The sequence below is a fragment of the Pseudomonas sp. LBUM1649 genome, from assembly GCF_059716155.1.
In genome coordinates this window covers 1,189,048-1,208,887 of the sequence record NZ_CP166807.1, presented here as the reverse complement: position 1 = coordinate 1,208,887, position 19,840 = coordinate 1,189,048, and the positions used below count along the sequence as shown (strand labels likewise).

The following is a 19,840-nucleotide window of genomic DNA, read 5'->3' as shown; positions in this document are numbered from 1 at the left end:
CAGTCGATACTGGCGCCCTCGATATGGAGATCTTCCGATGAAAAAATTGTCCCTGATCGCAGCGGCTGCGTTGCTAACGGCCTGCCAACACCCGACACCGGCCCCTAAAGCCAGCCTCGATGGCGAAGTCTTCTACCTGCAACGCATCGCATTGCCACCGACGGCGATCCTTAGCGTCAGCCTGCAGGACATCACACTCGCCGATGCCCCGGCGAAGGTCATTGACGAACAACGTGGCCCGGTCAAAGGCCAGGTACCTCTGCCATTCCACCTGAGCTACGATCCGGAGCAGATTGAGCCGAATCACCGTTATTCGGTGAACGCCCGCATTGAAGTCGACGGCAAGCTGATGTTCATCACCACCGAAAATCACGCCGTACGCCTGGACGGCTCCGATCCACAGCCCGTGAAGGTTCGTGTCGACCCGGCCCGCTAAGTGTCTTTTTCAAAGAAGGAAGTTGCCATGTTCCGCCCTACCCTCCGTTTTGCCGGCCTGTGTGCAGGCTTGATGATCTCTGCCAGCGCCCTGGCGCTGTCCCTCAGCGACCTGTCGCAAAAAGACGCCACCGGCGGACTCAAGGACGCCCTGACCCAAGGCGCGCAACTGGCCGTGAAACAACTCGGCACCCCGGGCGGCTTCAGCAACAACCCGGACGTGAAGATCGAACTGCCGGGCAAACTGGGTAAAGTGGCCAGCAAGATGAAACAGTTCGGCATGGGTGATCAGGTCGATCAACTGGAAGCCAGCATGAACAAAGCGGCGGAAACCGCCGTGGTCCAGGCCCAGCCGATCCTCGTGGACGCTGTGAAGAAGATGACGGTTGACGATGCCAAGGGCATTCTCAGCGGCGGCAACGACTCGGCCACCCAGTACCTGAACAAAACCAGCCGCGAACAGATCCGCGCCAAGTTCCTGCCCATCGTCAAGCAAGCCACCGACCAGGTTGGCCTGGCCCAGCAGTACAACTCCTTCGCCGGCCAGGCCGCGACCATGGGTGTGATCGACACGAAGAATGCCAACGTCGAAAACTATGTGACCGAACAGGCGTTGAACGGCTTGTTCGAGATGATCGGCAAACAGGAAGAAACCATCCGCCAGAACCCGGCGGCTGCGGCTACCAGCCTGGCCAAAAAAGTCTTCGGTACACTCTAAGCCACACCGTTGATCGTTCCCCCGCCCTGCGTGGGAACGATCAAATCAGTTCGCTTTAACACGCAGAAAAAACACCCACTCACGCCCCAGCTTGCGCTTCTCGAACAACTCCAAATCCACCAATCCATTCAACGTGGCCGACGCCGTGTTGTACGAACACCCCAGATTCTCCTTCACATTGACCGCCGTAAACTCCTTCGCCATCCCACTCTTGGCCACCTGATAGACCGCCCGCTGCTTCCCACTCAGCCGCTCGAAAAACCCAGACTCCGACAACCAACGATCAAAGCACTCGGCATTAATAAGACTTTTCCTATACGCCTGGGTAAAGCTGCTGACAGCACGCAGCACCACCAAACACTGGAAATCGATGAAATACGTCAGGTCCAGGTCATCCGCTTCGGTATTGAGATAGGAGCGTCCGTATTTCACCGGCGCATTGCGCAGCAAGACGCTGATCGCGATGTAACGAAACGCCGAGAAATCATTCTTGAACATGAACCAGTAGAACAACGCCCGCGCAACGCGGCCGTTGCCATCGCGAAAAGGATGCTCATAACTCAGCGCGAAATGCAGCGCGATCCCCTTGATCAACGGATGCAGGTAATCCACCTGGTGGGGATCGTCATGGGATTGATTGATCCACTTCGACAGCACCCGCAATCGAGCAGTGAGCCCCGCGGCGGGAGGCGGTACATGAACCGTATTTCCCTGGCCGTCCTGAACCACCACGTCATCATTGACCCGCAGATTCCCCGGCGAATATTGCGCATCATCGATACCTGATACACCAACGCGATGCAGTGCCGTGATCAGCTCGACACTCAAGGGCTCGTAACGTTTCTCCCAGGCAAAGTTCATCATCTTGTAATTGCCGATCACCATTCGCTCATCCGGCGTACGCGGCAGGCGATGGCGCTTGAGCATGTCCTTGGCCACCCGAGTGGTGGTCGCTGCACCCTCAAGCTGACTGCTGCTGATGGCTTCGTCCTCGATCAGGTCGTTGAGCAGGTAGCTGAAATGCGCACTCTCGCCGATTTGGCTGGTCATGTATTCCAGCGCGGCCGTCGTCGTCTGACGGTCCACGGAGGAAATCGCTTTTTGCGCCACTGGCGTCAATACGAAACTGCCCCATTGCACCGGCTCACCCAATGGCAACAGGCTGGAGTACTGCGCTGTTCGGGCTTTCTTGACCAAAGCCCAGCAAAGATTCGAATCCAGCCCGGGTGCCCAGCGATAACGCAATTCATTGAATGGCAAATAGCGCCCCTGATCGTCCAGGGGCTTAAGTAAGGTGAGGTATTCCGCGAGGCGTTCCTTGTGTGGCGATTTTGTCAGCAAATCGAAAACCGGGTCTGACCTCCCCCTCAGCATGGGTGGCTTTTTCATTGGCGCTGTCTCGTAAACTCGTGAAACCGAGTTTTGAGTACAACATCCGGACCTTCGAGTCTCAATATCGGACGGTTCTGAGATTGTTGTAGGAGCAAGCTTGCTCGCGATGGCCGCGACCCGGTTTGACTGACAGAACGATCTTCACCGATTAAAAAAGCCCGCTGGTCTTCTACGGTCAGCGGGCTTTTTCATTGCGCTATTGCTGCGGGTCAAGCTGATCGAGTACGCGGTTCACCGATAGTTGTGCCAGTACAATCATCTGCTGAATGCCGAGGATCAGATTGCACGTCGGGCCGGTCAGGCTGGAGGACAACTCGGTGGCCATGACGTTGGCCGAAGCCAAACTTTCATGGGCATGGACCAAAAGGGTTTCGGAATTGACGCCGGGGTGGATTGTGAAAATTGGACAGGGACGGTAAGTGGTTTTCGGCTGCTGGTCTGGATTTGCGTCCGGGGGATTTGGGCTGTCTTTGATCATTGTGAAGCTCCTAACGAAAGTCGGAGCGGCCAGCATCACTTGCAGATGATGGGTGGCAGCTGTATGCGGGTCTGCAAGACCGAGTCGTTAGGCAACCTCGGCAGACCCGAAGGTCTCCCGCACACAGCCACCATAAATCGGTGGTCGCTAAAAAGCGCCACGATTATAGGTGCGCCTGTAGGCGCCTAACAAACTATCGGCGGGCTTGCAGTCCCGATCGCTGAATTGGCAGCGACGGACAAAGGCTAGAGATCGAGGTTCCGAAGGACAACCTGAAAGTATTGTAGGAAGGTTCTGAATGTTTGGTTAAGCGATAAACATCGTTGGCTGTGAGGCCGTCTTCGCGAGCAAGCCCACTCCCACAATTGGACCGTGTTTATCTGGAAGGAATTGGTCGACTGTCAGACCGCCATCGCGGGCAAGCCTTGCTCCTACAAAAGCAAGAGCAGGTCACTAACACCCGCTCCGCTTCTCACCACTCATCAGGCCGAGCGTTAGCTCGCCTTCAGCTTTTGATCTTGATCCACCCGCCCCTTCGGGAGGCTGAGTGGAGGTGTTCATCCGGGGAGTGGCGCGCAGCGCCGTTCGACGAAGTCGAACACGCTGCATGTAGGTGCAGCGAAGCCAACCGGAGGGCAGTGTCCCCGGATGGATGCCGGAGCGAAGGAACCCCGAGCCTTAGCGAGGGGCCGGACGCCGGGGCGAGACCTTTGCTTCCTTTGGGGCGTTTGCCAAAGGGAGTCGACCGTCAGGGCGAAACCATAAGTCGCCGTTACCGCAGAAATGGATATGTACTCGAAAAGCCAGAGCTTGGTCGGCCCGAAGGCCGCCAAGTTCAACAACTCAAACCGGTTCTTTCTTGACCCGGAACCAAGCCGCATACAACGCCGGCAGGAACAAAAGCGTCAACGCCGTAGCCACAATCAACCCCCCCATGATCGCCACCGCCATCGGCCCGAAAAACACACTGCGCGACAACGGAATCATCGCCAGGACAGCCGCCAGTGCCGTCAACACAATCGGCCGGAACCGCCGCACGGTCGCCTCAATGATCGCCTGCCAAGGCTTCAATCCGGCCGCAATATCCTGCTCGATCTGATCCACCAGAATCACCGAGTTACGCATGATCATCCCCGACAACGCGATAGTCCCGAGCATCGCCACAAACCCAAACGGCTGACGGAACACCATCAAGAACAGCGTCACCCCGATCAACCCCAGGGGCGCCGTCAGAAACACCATCACCGTGCGCGAGAAGCTGCGCAGTTGCAGCATCAGCAAGGTAACCACGACGACGATGAATAACGGTACGCCAGCCTTCACCGAGTTCTGCCCACGCGCCGAGTCTTCGACGGTGCCGCCGACATCCAGCAGGTAACCGTCTGGTAACTCGGCGCGAATCGGATTGAGGGTCGGCATGATCTGCGCCACCAGCGTGGCCGGTTGCTCCTTACCATAGATATCGGCCCGAACAGTCACATTGGGCAGGCGATTACGGTGCCAGATCACGCCTTCTTCAAAGCCGTATTCCAGGGTCGCGATCTGCGACAGGGCGACGCTGCGACCGTTGTCGGTCGGCACCGCCAGGCTTGGCAGCAGCGACAACTCGGTGCGTTCATGCAAGGTGCCGCGCAACAGGATCTCGATCAACTCGTTGTCTTCGCGGTACTGGCTGACGCTGGCACCGGTCAGCGAGCTCTGCAAAAACTGCGACAGGTTCGCCGTGCTCACACCCAGTGCCCGCGCCCGGTCCTGATCGATATTCAGGTATACGACTTTGCTGGGCTCTTCCCAGTCCAGGTGGACGTTGACCACATGGGGGTTTTCGCGAACCTTGGCCGCGACTTTGCGTGCCAGTGCGCGGACTTCCTCGATGTGCTCACCGGTCACCCGGAACTGCACCGGATAGCCAACCGGCGGGCCGTTTTCCAGACGGGTGACCCGCGAGCGCAAGGCCGGGAATTGTTCGTTGAGGGTCGTGATCAGCCAAGTGCGCAGCGGTTCGCGATCTTCGATGGTTTTCGCCAGGACGACGAACTGGGCGAAACTCGCCGCCGGCAATTGCTGATCCAGGGGCAGGTAAAACCGTGGCGAACCGGTACCGACGTAGGCCACGTAGTTGTCGATCCCGGTTTTGTCCTTGAGCAACGCTTCGAAGCGTTTGACCTCCTCGGCTGTATTGCTCAGGGACGCGCCTTCGGCCAGCTTCAGGTCGACCATCAACTCCAGTCGGCCCGACGCCGGGAAAAATTGCTGTGGCACAAAACGGAACAGTACGATGGAAGCAATGAACAGCACCACAGTCGCCGTGATCACGGTTTTACGCCATCGCACACACCACTCCACCAGACGTCTGACGCGCTGATAAAACGGCGTGCCATAGGGGTCGGGTTGACCCGTACCATGTTTGGCCGCGTGGATTTTCGCCAGGTCCGGCAGGAGTTTTTCCCCCAGATAAGGCACGAAGAGCACCGCTGCCACCCAGGACGCCAGCAGCGCGATGGTCACCACTTCGAAGATCGAACGGGTGTATTCACCGGTGCCCGATTGCGCGGTGGCGATCGGCAGGAAACCGGCGGCGGTGATCAGCGTGCCGGTGAGCATCGGGAAGGCGGTGCTGGTCCAGGCATAGCTCGCCGCTTTGATACGGTCGAAGCCCTGCTCCATTTTGATCGCCATCATTTCCACGGCGATGATGGCGTCGTCCACCAGCAAGCCCAGCGCCAGCACCAGTGCACCGAGGGAGATCTTGTGCAGGCCTATCCCCAGGTAATACATACAGGCGAACGTCATCGCCAGCACCAGCGGAATGGCCAGGGCCACCACCATGCCGGTGCGCACACCGAGGGAGAAAAAACTCACCAGCAACACGATGGCCAGCGCTTCGACCAACACCTGGACGAACTCGCCGACCCCGGTTTTCACTGCGGCCGGTTGGTCAGAGACCTTGCGCAACTGCATGCCGGCAGGGAGGTTCTTCTGGATGCGGGCAAACTCGATTTCCAGGGCCTTGCCCAGCACCAGGATGTCTCCACCGTCCTTCATGGCCACGGCCAGGCCGATGGCGTCTTCAGCCATGAAGCGCATGCGCGGTGCCGGTGGATCGTTGAACCCTCGACGCACGTTCGCGACGTCGGAGATGCGGAACGTCCGATCGCCGACGCGAATCGGGAAGTTCTTGATCTCTTCGACCGTCTGAAAATTCCCCGAGACCCGTAGCTGCAATCGCTCACTCGTAGTTTCGAAGAACCCGGCCGTGGACACCGCATTCTGTTCTTCAAGGGCTTGTTGCACCGCCGCCAACGGCAGCCCGAGGGTGGCGAGCTTGACGTTGGACAGCTCGATCCAGATCTTCTCGTCCTGCAAACCGAGCAGGTCGACCTTGCCCACATCCTTGACCCGCTGCAGCTGGATCTGGATGCGGTCGGCGTAGTCCTTGAGCACGGCGTAGTCGAAACCCTCGCCGGTCAGGGCGTAGATATTGCCGAAGGTGGTGCCGAACTCATCGTTGAAGAACGGCCCTTGGATGCCCGGCGGCAGGGTATGACGAATGTCGCTGACCTTCTTGCGCACCTGATACCAGAGTTCCGGTATTTCCACCGAGTGCATGGAGTCTCGGGCGATGAACGTCACCTGTGATTCACCCGGGCGGGAGAACGACACGATGCGCTCGTACTCACCGGTTTCCATCAGCTTCTTTTCAATGCGTTCGGTGACCTGGCGCGAGACTTCCTGCGCGGTCGCCCCCGGCCAGTTGGTGCGGATCACCATGGCCTTGAAGGTGAACGGCGGGTCTTCGCTTTGACCCAGTTTGGTGTAGGACAGTGCGCCGACAATCGCCAGCAAGAGCATCAGGAACAGGACGATCTGGCGATTGCGCAGCGCCCAGGCGGAAAGATTGAAACCCATCGGGAATTACTCCTTGTCCGCCAGATTGACCACGCGGTTGGAGCGATCCACCGGGCGCACAGACTGCCCGTCGAGAAGCACATGGACACCGGCGGCTACCACCCAGTCGCTGGCATTGAGGCCTTCGAGTACCGGAACGGTTTTCTCACCGAAGGCACCGACCCGTACCGGGGTCTTCTTCAAGGTGTTGTTGGCGCTGACCACCCAGACGTAGGTCACGCCGTTTTCCGCGGTCAGCGCCGACAGTGGCACCGACAACGGAACGGCTTGGGCGTTCTGCACGAAGACACGGGCGCTCTGGCCGAGTTCGGCCGGCACCTTGCCCGCATTGAAGGCGATACGCGCGGCGAAGGTGCGGGACTTTGGATCAGCGGCCGGCGACAGTTCGCGGATGTGTCCGGCGAAGCGCTGATCCGGTTGCGTCCATAGTTCTACCGAAACCGGCTGGCCGACCTTGAAGCGGCCGAAGCTCGCCTCCGGCAGGCTGATCAACACTTCACGCTCGCCATCGGTGGCCAGGGTAAACACCGTTTGCCCGGCCGCGACAACTTGCCCGACTTCCACCGCTCGCTTGGCGACTACGCCATCCTGCGGCGCCCGCAGTACCGCGTAACTGGCCTGATTGGTCGAGACGTTGAATTCGGCCTTGATCTGTTTAAGACGCGCTTCACCGGAGCGGTACAGGTTTTCGTGATTGTCGTACTGGGAGCGGCTGACCATCTGCCGCTCCATCAGCGTTTTATAACGATCACGCTCGGCGCGCACCATGCTCAGATTGGCCTCGGCGGCCGCGACCTGGGCGCGGGTGGCTTCCAGTTGCAGGCGCACGTCCTGGGGATCGAGTTCCGCCAGCGGTTGATCGGCCTTGACCCGCTGCCCTTCGTCGACCAGTCGTCGGCTGACTTTTCCGCCAATGCGGAATGCCAGGTCCGGTTCGAAGCGGGCGCGAACTTCACCGGGATAACTTTCCATCGCCTGGGTCGAAGGCTCTGGCTGGACCACCATGGCCGGTCGAATGCTGACTTGAGGCGCCTCTTCGTGACCGCACGCGGTCAAGAAAAACGCCAGGGTGACTGGCAACGCGAAGGGCAAGGCATAGCGGAACATGGTGAAGGACCTTTCGCCAATGGTGCTTGGAATAATTATACTGACGAGTATGTTATTAATAGCAAACTCACCAGTCCAGTAATAAAAGCGAATATGTCGAACAATCTTTCAGCACCCAATGGCCCGGGCCGCCCCAAGGATCTGGCCAAGCGCCAGGCGATCCTCGATGCAGCGAAAACGCTGTTTCTGACCAAGGGTTACGCCAACACCAGCATGGATGCTGTCGCAGCGCAGGCCGGGGTGTCGAAGCTGACGGTCTACAGCCACTTCAACGACAAGGAGACGCTGTTCTGCGCTGCCGTTGTAGCCAAGTGCGAGGAGCAATTGCCGTCGCTGTTCTTTGAATTGCCGGAAGGCGTGGCAGTGGAAACAGTGCTGCTGAACATTGCCCGCGGCTTTCATCAGTTGATCAACAGCGACGAGTCGGTGAACCTGCACCGGCTGATGATGACCCTGGGCAGCCAGGACCCGAAGCTCTCACAGATTTTCTTCGAGGCTGGCCCGCAACGCATGCTGCATGGCATGGAACGGTTGCTGAGCAAGATCGATCAGAGCGGCGCGTTGAGCATCGACAAACCGCACAATGCGGCCGAGCACTTCTTCTGCCTGCTCAAGGGGGCGGGGAATTTTCGGTTGTTGTATGGCTGCGGTGAGCCGTTGACCGGGGACGCGGCGGAGCGCCATGTGCAGGAAGTGGTGGGGTTGTTTATGCGGGCATACAGGCCGGATTCGGTCTGATAGATTTGTGGCGCCAAGGCTGGCGCCATCGCGGGCAAGCCTTGCTCCTACAACTTTGGGGCGATCACAACATAGGTGAACGACATAGACCTGTAGGAGCAAAGCTTGCTCGCGATTGAAGCGACTCGGTCTTACGGCTTGAGCGCTTTTTTAGGATAAATGTCATACCGACTGGATTTACCATCCAGCGCATGACTGGGCTTGGGCCCTTCGATGCACGGTGCCTTGCGCGGTCGCTTGACCACTACACGGTGGCTGGCCAGGGCCAGGGCGGCTTCAAGCAATGCCGGCGCATCCGGATCATCACCCACCAGCGGCCGGAACAGGCGCATTTCCTTCTTCACCAAGGCGGTTTTCTCACGATGGGGGAACATCGGGTCGAGGTAGATCACCTGCGGCGGTTCGCCCTGCCAATTGCGCATCACCTCGATCGAGTTGCCCTTGAGCAAGCGCATGCGCGCCACGATTGGCGCTACGTCGAAGTCTTCTGCGCCCCGGGCCAAGCCATCTTCGAGCAAGGCACCGATCAATGGCTGACGCTCGATCAGGCTCATCTCGCAGCCCAGGCTGGCCAGCACGAACGCATCCTTGCCCAGCCCGGCGGTGGCATCCAGCACACGCGGGCGCACGCCTTGGGCGACGCCGACCGCCTTGGCGATCATCTGCCCGCTGCCGCCACCGTACAACCGGCGATGCGCCGCGCCACCCTCGACGAAATCCACCCGCACCGGGCCGGGCGCATCCGGCCCCAGCTGTTGCAGCTGCAAACCCTGGTCACCCACCTGCAACGCGAACTCACCATCAGCCACTTGCAGCGGCAGGCCCAGACGCTCGGCCCATTGCTCGGCCTGGGGCTCGAAGGCCGCACTCAGCGCCTCGACATGGATGCGGCAGGCCGCAGGTTGATCAATCATGGGAAAACACGCTCAAAAAATTAATGATCGGCAAAAACGGCCGATAACAAAACTATTGAGCATTTTGCCAGAGCTGAGCGTCGACCGAGAGAAATGTCAGACATTCAACCCACAATCACAGGTTTTATCTCGCCCTACGGCGATTACAACCTGCGAAACACTCAGGCACTGAGCGGCGTCAGTCACATCTGGCAGGATTTCTTTGCCCGTGCACTCGCCGAACAGTCGGGTGAAGTGCTGCCGCAATCGCTGAATTTTCCACCGGTCGATCTGCAAAGCCCGGTTGAACCTACCGTTGGCAGTGACCTGCTGGCGCACATCGTTTCCCAGCGCGAATGCGACGTGAAGGACAATGAAGTTCGCCCGCCCGAGCCGTTGTTCCTGCCGATTGCCGAGTTCGAAATGGACCTGGCCGACAAGCCATTCCCGCCGTTCCCCGCCGAAGAAATCATTGCCCAGCAGCAACAGCAGGACTTCGAGAGCGGTTGGGTGCGTCCGATCGTGCTCACCGCCGGTCAGCCGTTGCCAGAAGCCGGTCCGGCACCGCAACCGCGTCCGCTGCATTTGCCGATCGCCGAGTTCGAACTCGATCTGCTGGACAAGCCGTTCCCGCCGTTCTCGCCTGAAGAATTGGTGGCGCAACAGAAACAGCTCGATTTCGATAACCGCTGGGCGCGCCCGATCATCCTGCAGAACCTGCGCCTCGCCGCATAGGCCTCAACGACAGACCCACCACGGCCCGACATCCACATGAAAGTGATTGCGATGGGCAGCGTTGTAGTCCGGGCTCAACACCACGCTGAACAGGCCGCAGGCGCCATCGCGAACCTGCCTTAAAAATTTTGCGTCCTGGTTATCCTTCGGCCAATCCTTGAGCACGCTGATGGTCCGACCGTCAGCCAGTCTAAAACCGGCGATATCCAATGCATTGGCCGACGCATGCTGGCTACGCCTGCCATTCTCACGACTGTAGACATTGCGACAGGCAAAGCTGCCGAGGTGATCGACCCGCGTGACGGCTTGCCCGTAGACCGCCTGCGCCGCGGGTTGCAGGGCATGATGCTCGAACAGGGCAAATGACACCGCCAGACGGCAGCTGGCGAGGAAGCTGCTGCTCAGGGCCACGTCACTGCCCTGGACACGCAGGGTATTGGTCAGCGGGCATTTGGCGTCCGGGCTGTCGGCCTGACGGGTCACGCGCAATCCGGAGCTGCTTAAAGCCTGGTCGCACAGCTGCGGATCAGCGCGCAGTCGCATCAGTTTGTAGCGGGTCAGAAGGTTAGGTTGAGCTTTCACGTCCAGCGGCGCCCAGGGATTCCACTGTGGCGGCAAGGAGATCCAACCGCGCCAGACACCCGCTCCTGCCGCTGCAATGATCGACAGCATCAGCAACAGCCACCCGCGAAACCGCATCGTCAGCCTTTGAACAATTGATTGGCCTGCGCGTAGGGCATGGACCGCGACGTGAAGCCGAACGTGCCCGATTTGCGGATCTCTTCGGCGGCGCGGAAAAACTCGCCATAGGCCGCCAAGGCCAACGCTGAACCCACGCTGATACGCTTGACGCCCATTTCGCTCAATTGCTCGACCGTCAGTTTCAGGCCGCCGGACATCAACACGTTGACCGGCTTGGGCGCCACGGCGCGAACCACCGCCAGTACCTCTTCAGCGCTGCGCAGCCCCGGCGCGTACAACACGTCTGCACCGGCTTCGGCGAATGCCTGCAAGCGGCGAATCGTGTCATCAAGATCCGGATTGCCATGCAAAAAATTCTCGGCACGGGCCGTGAGCGTGAAAGGGAATGGCAAGCTGCGAGCGGTGGCGACGGCGGCCTCGATGCGTGCCACGGCATGCTCGAAGCAATAGATCGGGCTTTCTTCACGCCCGGTGGCATCTTCGATCGAGCCACCGACGGCACCGACTTGCGCCGCGCGCGAAATACTCTTCGCACAATCGGCCGGATTATCGGCAAAGCCGTTTTCCAGATCGACCGCCACCGGCAAATCGCTGGCCGCGACAATCGCCTCAACGTTCACCAGCGTATCGTCCAGGCTCAGCCCACCATCGGGACGCGCCGTGGAAAAAGCATACCCGGCACTGGTGGTCGCCAGTGCCTCGAAACCCAGGCTGGCGAGCATCTTTGCCGAACCGGCATCCCACGGATTGGGAATCACAAAGGCCCCGTCACGTTCGTGCAAGGCTCTGAACGCTTGGGCTCGAAGGGTTTGCGCATCCATTGGCAGGCTCCTGAGAGGGAAACGAGTCCGCTTCAGAGCAAGCCAAGTTGCTCGGCCGCGGGCTCTCTGTATAGCTCAGGCAGCGCCGGCAAGCCAGGCAAACGCAGCATCAGGCGCGCGTGAAAACGTTGCGCCAGTTTCGCCGCGAGCACATTGTCGGCGGTGTGCAGGAAGATGTAGGGCGTACGACCCTCTTCGATCCACAGGGCGATTTTCTCCACCCACGGCAACAGAAACGGTTCGTTGGCCTCAAGCTGCGGATGACCGATGAAACGCACCTGCGGGAACTGCGTGAACGCTGCCGGACGGGGCGGAACCCGTGGTTTCTTCGATTGGGCGTGGACGACCGAAGGATCGGTCGCGGTGCAGCTGAACAGCGCTCGCGGATCGAGGCATATACGTTCGACGCCGCGATCGAGCAACAGGCGATTGAGCTGGCGCTCGCTGTCACCCTTGGTGAAGAAGTCGTCATGCCGCACTTCTACGGCCAGCGGTCGTTGCAGGGCATCGATAAATCCGGCCAGTTCGGGCAAGCGTTGTGGCGTGAAGCTTTTCGACAACTGCAACCACAGTGGCGAAACCCGCTCACCGAGGGGGCTGAGCAATTGGGTGAAAGTCTCGGCGGCGGTCAGTTGTTCGCGCAAGTCACTGCCGTGACTGATGTCACGGGGGAATTTGGCGGTGAAGCGAAAATGCTCGGGCATGGTTTCAGCCCAGCGCTGCACCGTGCTGACAGCCGGGCTCGCATAGAAGGTCGTATTGCCTTCCACGGCGTTGAATACCCGGGAATACAGATCGAGAAAATCGGTGGGCCTGGCATCTGGCGGATACAAATAATCACGCCAGGCGTTTTCGCTCCAGGATGGGCAACCGAGGTAGTAAGGCAACATCAGATGTACAGGTCGAGGCCCAGCACTTGCGCATCCCAATCGACGAAACTGGCGGTGCTCAGGTAACTGGCCAGCGCCATTGCCACACTTTTGCTCATCGCGCGGTGATAAAGCATGTCCTGCTGACGGGCGGGGAGATTGCTCAGCTTTTGCGCAGCGGCTTTGGCGGCACGGGCAGCCAGTTGCTCCTCGGTCGCAAATTCCAGCTCGCCTTCGATATCGACGAACTCGTCTTCTACCCGCTTGCCTTTGCGAGGCTTGCGTTTGATGGGGTATGACTGAGAGGAAACGCCGTCTATACGCATAGGTGCATGCTCGGTATCAGTAATGGCAGTCTAGTGGCACATAACCCACTTCGCAAACCGCCGAGTGATAACTAGAACACATAAAGGGCAAAAGGTTTAAAACCGGCGGTTAGAAACAGACGATTGGCTGGAGTTTGCCTTTGTGGCGAGGGGATTCATCCCCGCTGGGCTGCGTAGCAGACCCATTTTTTTGGGGCCGCTTCGCAGCCCAACGGGGATGAATCCCCTCGCCACAGGAAAGATACTTACCGCGCCTTGGGCGTCGCCACTTTGTCCCGCAAGTACACCGGCTGCGCCTCATCGGCGACGATTGCTTCGCCACGTTCCCAGGCAAACCGCGCCAAGGTCAGCAAATCTCCAGCATGGGGCAACATGCCCGCGTCCTGCCCACTCAGCTCGACGGCGATACGCTCGGCATACCCCCAACCGGTGCCCGCACCGAACCACTCACCACTGGCATCGCCCGGCAATGCAGCGACTTCCGGTGGCAATACCGCTTCAGCGCCGACCAGGCGCATCTCCCCTGCCGTTTCGCGGTAGCAGCCCCAATACACCTCGTCCATCCGCGCATCGATGGCCGCCGCGACCTGGCTGGCACCGTGTTCGCGATAGGCGCGTTGGGCCAGCACTGCCAGGTTCGACACTGGCAATACCGGGCGATCGAGTGCAAACGCCAAGCCTTGCACCACACCGATGGCAATCCGCACGCCGGTGAACGCACCCGGCCCGCGACCGAAGGCGATGGCGTCGACCGCTTGCAGGGTGGTGCCGGCATCGGCGAGCAGCTGTTGGATCATCGGCAGCAGCTTCTGTGCATGCAGGCGCGGAATCACCTCGTAATGGCTCGTCACTTTGCCGTCATGCAGCAAGGCAACAGAGCAAGCTTCAGTCGCGGTGTCCAGGGCCAGCAAGGTGCTCATCGATGTTTCCACAAGAGAGATCAGAAAAAAGTCCGTCAGTATAAACAACTACGGCCCGCAAGCGGGCCGTAGAAGATCAAGCTGTTTTCAGCTCAGGGCCGCAAGCACCTTGGCGGTGATCGCTTCAACCGAACCGACGCCTTCGATATGGCTGTACTTCGGCTTGCCATTGGCAACAGACAGGTTCTGGTAGAAGTCCACCAGCGGTTTGGTCTGCGAATGGTAGACCGACAGGCGATGACGCACGGTTTCTTCGGTGTCGTCCTTGCGCTGCACCAGCTCTTCGCCGGTGGCGTCGTCCTTGCCGGCGATTTTCGGCGGGTTATAGACGACGTGGTAAACACGACCGCTGGCCTCGTGAACACGGCGACCGGCGATACGCTGGACGATTTCTTCGTCTTCAACGGCGATTTCAACCACCGCATCCAGCTCGACACCGGCAGTCACCAGGGCTTCAGCCTGGGGAATGGTGCGCGGGAAACCGTCGAACAGGAAACCGTTGGCGCAGTCGGACTGGGCGATACGGTCCTTGACCAAGGCGATGATCAAGTCATCGGACACCAGGCCGCCCGCATCCATGATGCTCTTGGCCTTGATGCCCAGCTCGGTGCCGGCCTTGACCGCAGCACGCAGCATGTCGCCGGTGGAAATTTGCGGAATGCCGAATTTTTCGGTGATGAACTGAGCCTGAGTACCTTTACCGGCCCCGGGAGCTCCCAGCAGAATGACGCGCATCGATGTGCTCCTCAATTTTTATATGGATAACGTCAGATTCGCCTCGTGGGGCCAATCTCAAAAATAGGGTCGTGACCGCCCAAACGGTCAAAGGCTGATCAAGATACACAGCAGGCTGCGCCCACACAAGCCGCCAAAAGTCGGAGAAACCGCTGCCTGTCGTGACCTCGCAACCCGGTTCCCCAAGTCGCAACCCCATCATTAACTGTCGCCTGGCAGTACTTTTGCACCCGCCATTCAATCGCATCCGGCGCCCGTGCCGGATGCTCCACAGCAGGTGAAAAAACCTTAGCCGGTATTGCGCAATCCGGCGGCAATCCCCGCCACAGACACCAGCAACGCCTGTTCTACCGGGCTGTCCTGCGCCACATCCGGTTGCCGCGAACGTGCCAGCAACTCTGCCTGCAATAGATGAAGCGGGTCGAGGTAAGTGTTGCGCAAGCGGATGAATTCAAGTGTGGCTGGGCTATGTGCCAGCAGCTGCGACTGACCGGTCAGCCCGAGAACGATGGCGCATGCCTGCGACAATAGGTCGCGTAAGTGCGCACCCAAAGGCAGCAAGTCCGGTTCGACCAGACGCTCGTCATAGGACCGGGCAATATCCGCGTCGGCCTTGGCCAGGACCATTTCCAGCATGTCGATGCGGGTGCGGAAAAACGGCCATTGCTCGCGCATCTGCTGCAGCAGTTCGCCTTCACCGCGCTCCAGCGCCTTGCTCAGGGCCGCTTCCCAGCCCAGCCAGGCCGGCAGCATCAGCCGTGTCTGGGTCCAGCCGAAGATCCACGGGATTGCCCGCAGGCTTTCGATTCCGCCAGCACGGCGCTTGGCCGGACGACTGCCAAGCGGCAGGCGCCCAAGTTCCTGTTCCGGGGTGGACTGACGGAAATATTCCACGAACTGCGGATTTTCCCGCACCACGGCACGGTAGGCGCTGACACCGTCGGCGGCCAGTTCGTCCATTAAGTGGCGCCACTCAGGCGTCGGCGGCGGCGGCGGCAGCAAGGTCGCTTCGAGTACCGCGGCCAGATACAGATTGAGGTTTTGCTCGGCGATGTCCGGCAGGCCGAATTTGAAACGAATCATTTCTCCCTGCTCGGTGGTGCGGAAACGTCCGGCGACCGAACCCGGCGGCTGCGACAAAATCGCCGCATGGGCCGGGCCGCCACCACGCCCCACGGTGCCACCGCGACCATGAAACAACAGCAGTTCCACCTGTTGTTCGCGGCAGATATCCACCAACTGCTCCTGCGCCCGGTACTGTGCCCAGGCGGCCGCCGTGGTCCCTGCGTCCTTGGCCGAGTCGGAATAGCCGATCATCACCTCCTGCGGGCCCTGCAGGCGCGAGCGATAGCCCGGCAGCAACAACAGCTTCTCGATCACCGGGCCGGCGTTGTCGAGGTCGGCGAGGGTTTCGAACAGCGGCACCACGCGCATCGGCCGCAATACCCCGGACTCCTTGAGCAACAGCTGCACGGCCAGCACATCGGACGCGGCACCGGCCATGGAAATCACGTAAGAGCCCAGCGACGCCCCTGGCGCCGCGGCGATTTCCCGGCAGGTCGCCAGCACTTCGGCGGTGTCGGCGGAGGGCTTGTAGTGCGCCGGCAGCAATGGCCGACGGTTATTCTGTTCGCGCGTCAGGAAGGCAATGCGCTCTTCTTCGCTCCAGTCTTCATAGCGACCCAGGCCGAGGTAATCGGTGATTTCGGTCATGGCCGCAGTATGGCGCGACGAGTCCTGACGCACATCGAGGCGCACCAGGAACAGGCCGAACGTCACTGCCCGGCGCAGGCAATCGAGCAACGGACCGTCGGCGATCACACCCATGCCGCACTCATGCAGGGAGTGGTAGCACAGCTCCAGCGGGTCGAGCAGGTCGCGGTTGTTTTGCAATACGTCGGCCGGTGCAGGTGTCGGCGTCGACAACGCGGTGTGTGCCCAGTTTCTCGTCGCGCGCAGGCGCTCACGCAGTTGCTTGAGCACCGCGCGATAGGGTTCGGCGCTGTCGCCAGCCTTGGCCTTCAACGCTTCACTGGCCTTCTGCATCGACAACTCGGCAGCGAGGTGATCGACATCGCGCAGGTACAAATCGGCCGCCATCCAGCGCGCCAGCAGGAGCACTTCACGGGTTACCGCCGCCGTCACGTTCGGGTTGCCGTCGCGGTCGCCGCCCATCCACGAGGCAAAGCGAATCGGTGCTGCCTGCAGTGGCAAACGCAGGCCGGTCGCGGCGTGCAGGGCCTGGTCGGCCTTGCGCAGGTAGTTGGGGATCGCTTGCCACAGCGAATGTTCGATCACCGCGAAGCCCCATTTGGCTTCGTCGACCGGCGTCGGACGCGTGCGGCGAATTTCTTCGGTGTGCCAGGCTTCGGCGATCAGACGCTGCAACGTCGACTTGATCTGCTCGCGCTCGGCACCGGTCAGGTCGCGATGGTCCTGGGCCGCCAGTTGCGCGGCGATGGCGTCGTATTTCTGGATCAGCGTGCGGCGCGCGACCTCGGTCGGGTGCGCTGTCAGCACCAGCTCGATTTCCAGCCGGCCCAGCTGACGGGCCAGGGACTCGGCGCCATGACCTTCGGCGCGCAGGCGGGCGAGCAACTCCGGCAGCACCCGCGCCTCGAATGGCGCGGCCTGGGATTCTTCGCGACGGTGAATCAGTTGGTACTGCTCGGCGATGTTGGCCAGGTTGAGAAACTGGTTGAACGCCCGCGCCACCGGCAGCAATTCGTCCTCCGTCAACTGGTTGAGGCTGGCGCTCAGCTCGGCGTCCATGGAACCGCGACGGTCCGCCTTGGCGCCCTTGCGGATCTGCTCGATCTTGTCGAGAAAGCCGTCCCCGTACTGTTCACGAATGGTGTTGCCCAACAACTCACCCAGCAGGTGAACGTCTTCGCGCAAGCGTGCATCAATATCGGTCATCAACAGTTCTCCAGCGAAAAATCCGGTCGACCAGGAACCTTAAGAGTGCCGCTCCAGACCGGTTCTTACAAGCAAGACGACGAAGGGACTGTAAACCCTTGTCGTTGAGGCTAGTCTGAACAGTAAGCCGTACAACGGCTATCGCCGGCGACTGCCGGACATTCCCCGCCTGCCAGGAGCAGGAGTGCAATGAGGTCATTATGAAAATCCGCGAGCTTGCCAACCACTGGGAAGAAAACGCCAAAGGTCGCCTGACCGACACAGGCTATTCGATTCACCTGGACGTGGAGGCTGCCGCACGGCTTGCGGCGATTATCGAGATGTACCCCAAGCGGCATCCCGAAGAACTGCTGGGCGAACTGATCGGTGCCGCCCTGGAAGAACTGGAAAAAAGCTTTCCCTATGTGAAAGGTTCGACCGTAGTGGCCACTGACGAAGAAGGCGATCCGCTGTACGAAGACATCGGCCCTACCCCACGTTTTCTCGCATTGTCCCGTCGTCATTTGCACGATTTGTCAGCTGGTGGCGACAAGCAGAAACACTGATCCACCTGTGGGAGCGAGCCTGCTCGCGATGGTCGTGAACGAAACCGCGTGATGACTGAATGAACGCGGCGCCATGAAGTCCATCGTCGGAACGCCGCCCGGAGCCGGCTCGCTCCCACAGTTACTCGTTAAGCCCCCCCGCCAAGTCAGTCACGTTTTTTTTCGGTAGCAGGCTAATTTCTCTGAACTTTCAAAAAACCCCTCGGGTCCACCCTGTAACCACGCCTGGGACGGCCGTTTCAAAACGCTTGCGAAATACGGTTTCGGCTCTTTTCCCAGGATGGATGTTCACGTTACTCAGGAGCTAGCCCAATGGAGTTGAAAACGATGAAAACCCGAACTGGCAAATCCTCGTACCTGCACGGCCTGAAAATGACAGCCTTGGCCATCGGCACCGGCCTCGTGCTGGCCGGTTGCGCCGGCAACCCACCCACCGAGCAATTCGCCGTCACCGAGTCAGCGGTCAACAACGCCGTCAGCGCGGGTGGTACCGAGTTCGCCGCGGTGGAAATGAAGTCGGCACAGGACAAACTCAAGCAAGCCGAAATTGCCATGCACGACAAAAAGTACGATCAAGCCAAGACCCTGGCCGAACAGGCTGAGTGGGACGCTCGCGTAGCTGAGCGCAAAGCCCAGGCGATGAAAGCCGAACAGTCTGTGAAGGACTCTCAGAAAGGGGTTCAGGAACTGCGTCAGGAAAGCCAGCGCACCGTTCAGTAACGGCGCGGCACGACGTATTTCTTTTCGACTAAAAGGACGAAACCATGATTTCCAATTGCAAACAACTGATGATCCCTGCCCTGCTGGCCGCAAGCGTTGCCCTGGCTGCGTGCTCGACACCACCGAATGCCAACCTTGAACAAGCCCGCACCAATTATTCCGGCCTGCAAGCTAACCCGCAGGCGAGCAACGTCGCGGCGCTGGAAACCAAGGAAGCCAGTGATTACCTGGATAAAGCCGACAAGGCTTATCTGGACAAGGAAGATCAAGCCAAGGTCGACCAATTGGCCTATCTGACCAACCAGCGCGTGGAAGTCGCGAAACAGACCATCGCCCTGCGCACCGCCGAAGCCAATCTGAAAAACGCTTCTGCACAACGGGCCCAGGCACGTCTGGATGCGCGTGATCAGCAGATCAAACAGTTGCAGGACAGCCTCAACGCCAGGCAGACCGATCGCGGCACGCTGGTGACCTTCGGTGATGTGCTGTTCGCCACCGACAAGGCCGAGCTGAAATCCAACGGTCTGATGAACATCAACAAACTGGCGCAGTACCTCCAGGAAAACCCGGACCGCAAGGTGATTGTCGAGGGTTACACCGACAGCACCGGTACCGCGTCGCACAACCAGTCGCTGTCGGAACGCCGCGCGACTTCCGTGCGCATGGCGCTGGTGAAAATGGGTGTCGATCCGGCGCGCATCGTCGCCCAGGGTTATGGCAAGGAGTATCCGGTAGCGGATAACACCAGCGTTTCGGGTCGGGCACAAAATCGTCGGGTGGAAGTGACCATTTCCAATGACAACCAGCCGGTGATTCCGCGTTCGGCGGTGAGTTCCTACACCCAATAATTCGTCCGCGAACACGACCCTGTGGGAGCG

General features: G+C 59.9%; 19 protein-coding genes. 7 read left to right on the top strand and 12 right to left on the bottom strand.

The window, feature by feature from the left end:
- The first annotated feature begins 37 nt into the window (after window positions 1-37).
- Together ACA058_RS05435 and ACA058_RS05430 are read left to right on the top strand one after the other, a co-directional pair.
- On the top strand, window positions 38-436 hold the full coding sequence (locus ACA058_RS05435; protein WP_497638185.1) for a YbaY family lipoprotein: 399 nt from the start codon (window positions 38-40) through the stop codon (window positions 434-436).
- A 27-nt stretch (window positions 437-463) separates the two neighbouring features.
- A complete protein-coding gene (locus ACA058_RS05430) occupies window positions 464-1,153 on the top strand; it encodes a DUF4197 domain-containing protein (protein WP_497638184.1) in 690 nt (229 codons plus the stop codon).
- A 45-nt stretch (window positions 1,154-1,198) separates the two neighbouring features.
- Here ACA058_RS05430 and ACA058_RS05425 read toward each other — a convergent pair whose 3' ends face one another.
- From ACA058_RS05425 to ACA058_RS05410, 4 genes are all read right to left on the bottom strand, one after another.
- Window positions 1,199-2,542, bottom strand: a complete 1,344-nt coding sequence (locus tag ACA058_RS05425) for a Fic family protein (RefSeq protein WP_497638183.1) — start codon at window positions 2,540-2,542, stop codon at window positions 1,199-1,201.
- Window positions 2,543-2,741: 199 nt separating this feature from the next.
- Window positions 2,742-3,023 (bottom strand): DUF6124 family protein, encoded by a 282-nt coding sequence (locus ACA058_RS05420; RefSeq protein ID WP_497638182.1) that lies wholly within the window; start codon window positions 3,021-3,023, stop codon window positions 2,742-2,744.
- 843 nt (window positions 3,024-3,866) lie between these two features.
- A complete protein-coding gene (locus ACA058_RS05415; RefSeq protein ID WP_497638181.1) occupies window positions 3,867-6,932 on the bottom strand; it encodes an efflux RND transporter permease subunit in 3,066 nt (1,021 codons plus the stop codon).
- Between the two features lie 6 nt (window positions 6,933-6,938).
- The gene (locus ACA058_RS05410) at window positions 6,939-8,039 is read right to left on the bottom strand and encodes an efflux RND transporter periplasmic adaptor subunit (protein WP_497638180.1); all 1,101 of its coding nucleotides are present in this window, start codon (window positions 8,037-8,039) and stop codon (window positions 6,939-6,941) included.
- Window positions 8,040-8,132: 93 nt separating this feature from the next.
- On the opposite strand from ACA058_RS05410, the gene ACA058_RS05405 reads away from it, so the two are divergent.
- Window positions 8,133-8,777 carry a TetR/AcrR family transcriptional regulator gene (locus ACA058_RS05405; protein WP_497638179.1) on the top strand — a complete coding sequence of 215 codons (645 nt, stop codon included), beginning with the start codon at window positions 8,133-8,135 and terminating at the stop codon, window positions 8,775-8,777.
- 131 nt (window positions 8,778-8,908) lie between these two features.
- On the opposite strand, the gene ACA058_RS05400 is transcribed toward ACA058_RS05405, so the two are convergent.
- A complete protein-coding gene (locus tag ACA058_RS05400; RefSeq protein WP_223194282.1) occupies window positions 8,909-9,691 on the bottom strand; it encodes a class I SAM-dependent methyltransferase in 783 nt (260 codons plus the stop codon).
- Between the two features lie 93 nt (window positions 9,692-9,784).
- Between ACA058_RS05400 and ACA058_RS05395 the strand changes: the two genes are divergently transcribed.
- On the top strand, window positions 9,785-10,405 hold the full coding sequence (locus ACA058_RS05395; RefSeq protein ID WP_497638178.1) for an energy transducer TonB: 621 nt from the start codon (window positions 9,785-9,787) through the stop codon (window positions 10,403-10,405).
- A 3-nt stretch (window positions 10,406-10,408) separates the two neighbouring features.
- On the opposite strand, the gene ACA058_RS05390 is transcribed toward ACA058_RS05395, so the two are convergent.
- The 7 genes from ACA058_RS05390 to ppc all read right to left on the bottom strand — a co-directional run bounded on the left by ACA058_RS05390 (window position 10,409) and on the right by ppc (window position 17,697).
- Complete coding sequence (locus ACA058_RS05390) at window positions 10,409-11,104, bottom strand: extensin-like domain-containing protein (protein WP_497638177.1); 696 nt, start codon at window positions 11,102-11,104, stop codon at window positions 10,409-10,411.
- Window positions 11,105-11,106: 2 nt separating this feature from the next.
- Complete coding sequence (locus ACA058_RS05385; RefSeq protein ID WP_497638176.1) at window positions 11,107-11,928, bottom strand: isocitrate lyase/PEP mutase family protein; 822 nt, start codon at window positions 11,926-11,928, stop codon at window positions 11,107-11,109.
- 32 nt (window positions 11,929-11,960) lie between these two features.
- Window positions 11,961-12,821 (bottom strand): DUF72 domain-containing protein, encoded by an 861-nt coding sequence (locus tag ACA058_RS05380; RefSeq protein ID WP_497639864.1) that lies wholly within the window; start codon window positions 12,819-12,821, stop codon window positions 11,961-11,963.
- Entirely contained in the window at window positions 12,818-13,123 is a 306-nt protein-coding gene (locus ACA058_RS05375; protein WP_497638175.1) for a hypothetical protein, read from the bottom strand. The genes ACA058_RS05380 and ACA058_RS05375 overlap by 4 nt, the downstream gene beginning before the upstream one ends.
- A gap of 245 nt (window positions 13,124-13,368) precedes the next feature.
- Window positions 13,369-14,043: a tRNA (adenosine(37)-N6)-threonylcarbamoyltransferase complex dimerization subunit type 1 TsaB gene (gene tsaB, locus ACA058_RS05370; RefSeq protein ID WP_497638174.1), complete on the bottom strand. Its 675-nt coding sequence runs from the start codon at window positions 14,041-14,043 to the stop codon at window positions 13,369-13,371.
- Between the two features lie 87 nt (window positions 14,044-14,130).
- Entirely contained in the window at window positions 14,131-14,778 is a 648-nt protein-coding gene (gene adk / locus ACA058_RS05365; RefSeq protein ID WP_497638173.1) for an adenylate kinase, read from the bottom strand.
- A 288-nt stretch (window positions 14,779-15,066) separates the two neighbouring features.
- Window positions 15,067-17,697: a phosphoenolpyruvate carboxylase gene (gene ppc / locus ACA058_RS05360; protein ID WP_497638172.1), complete on the bottom strand. Its 2,631-nt coding sequence runs from the start codon at window positions 17,695-17,697 to the stop codon at window positions 15,067-15,069.
- A gap of 200 nt (window positions 17,698-17,897) precedes the next feature.
- On the opposite strand from ppc, the gene ACA058_RS05355 reads away from it, so the two are divergent.
- The 3 genes from ACA058_RS05355 (at window position 17,898) to lptF (ending at window position 19,810) form a co-directional block, all read left to right on the top strand.
- Window positions 17,898-18,242, top strand: coding sequence for a pilin assembly protein (locus ACA058_RS05355; RefSeq protein WP_497638171.1), 345 nt, complete (start codon window positions 17,898-17,900; stop codon window positions 18,240-18,242).
- A gap of 312 nt (window positions 18,243-18,554) precedes the next feature.
- Window positions 18,555-18,962 (top strand): DUF4398 domain-containing protein, encoded by a 408-nt coding sequence (locus ACA058_RS05350; RefSeq protein ID WP_497638170.1) that lies wholly within the window; start codon window positions 18,555-18,557, stop codon window positions 18,960-18,962.
- Between the two features lie 44 nt (window positions 18,963-19,006).
- Entirely contained in the window at window positions 19,007-19,810 is an 804-nt protein-coding gene (lptF, locus tag ACA058_RS05345; RefSeq protein WP_497638169.1) for a lipotoxin F family OmpA-related lipoprotein LptF, read from the top strand.
- The last annotated feature ends 30 nt before the right edge of the window (window positions 19,811-19,840 follow it).

Bases quoted from the DNA above. Each gene is read 5' to 3' on its own strand.
- ACA058_RS05410 (WP_497638180.1), bottom strand. From the start codon at position 8,039: ATGTTCCGCTATGCCTTGCCCTTCGCGTTGCCAGTCACCCTGGCGTTT.
- ACA058_RS05385 (WP_497638176.1), bottom strand. From the start codon at position 11,928: ATGGATGCGCAAACCCTTCGAGCCCAAGCGTTCAGAGCCTTGCACGAA.
- ACA058_RS05375 (WP_497638175.1), bottom strand. From the start codon at position 13,123: ATGCGTATAGACGGCGTTTCCTCTCAGTCATACCCCATCAAACGCAAG.
- adk (WP_497638173.1), bottom strand. From the start codon at position 14,778: ATGCGCGTCATTCTGCTGGGAGCTCCCGGGGCCGGTAAAGGTACTCAG.
- ACA058_RS05395 (WP_497638178.1), top strand. From the start codon at position 9,785: ATGTCAGACATTCAACCCACAATCACAGGTTTTATCTCGCCCTACGGC.
- ACA058_RS05355 (WP_497638171.1), top strand. From the start codon at position 17,898: ATGAAAATCCGCGAGCTTGCCAACCACTGGGAAGAAAACGCCAAAGGT.
- ACA058_RS05435 (WP_497638185.1), top strand. From the start codon at position 38: ATGAAAAAATTGTCCCTGATCGCAGCGGCTGCGTTGCTAACGGCCTGC.
- ACA058_RS05350 (WP_497638170.1), top strand. From the start codon at position 18,555: ATGGAGTTGAAAACGATGAAAACCCGAACTGGCAAATCCTCGTACCTG.
- ACA058_RS05425 (WP_497638183.1), bottom strand. From the start codon at position 2,542: ATGAAAAAGCCACCCATGCTGAGGGGGAGGTCAGACCCGGTTTTCGAT.
- ACA058_RS05415 (WP_497638181.1), bottom strand. From the start codon at position 6,932: ATGGGTTTCAATCTTTCCGCCTGGGCGCTGCGCAATCGCCAGATCGTC.
- tsaB (WP_497638174.1), bottom strand. From the start codon at position 14,043: ATGAGCACCTTGCTGGCCCTGGACACCGCGACTGAAGCTTGCTCTGTT.
- ACA058_RS05420 (WP_497638182.1), bottom strand. From the start codon at position 3,023: ATGATCAAAGACAGCCCAAATCCCCCGGACGCAAATCCAGACCAGCAG.
- ACA058_RS05400 (WP_223194282.1), bottom strand. From the start codon at position 9,691: ATGATTGATCAACCTGCGGCCTGCCGCATCCATGTCGAGGCGCTGAGT.
- ACA058_RS05430 (WP_497638184.1), top strand. From the start codon at position 464: ATGTTCCGCCCTACCCTCCGTTTTGCCGGCCTGTGTGCAGGCTTGATG.
- ppc (WP_497638172.1), bottom strand. From the start codon at position 17,697: ATGACCGATATTGATGCACGCTTGCGCGAAGACGTTCACCTGCTGGGT.
- lptF (WP_497638169.1), top strand. From the start codon at position 19,007: ATGATTTCCAATTGCAAACAACTGATGATCCCTGCCCTGCTGGCCGCA.
- ACA058_RS05390 (WP_497638177.1), bottom strand. From the start codon at position 11,104: ATGCGGTTTCGCGGGTGGCTGTTGCTGATGCTGTCGATCATTGCAGCG.
- ACA058_RS05405 (WP_497638179.1), top strand. From the start codon at position 8,133: ATGTCGAACAATCTTTCAGCACCCAATGGCCCGGGCCGCCCCAAGGAT.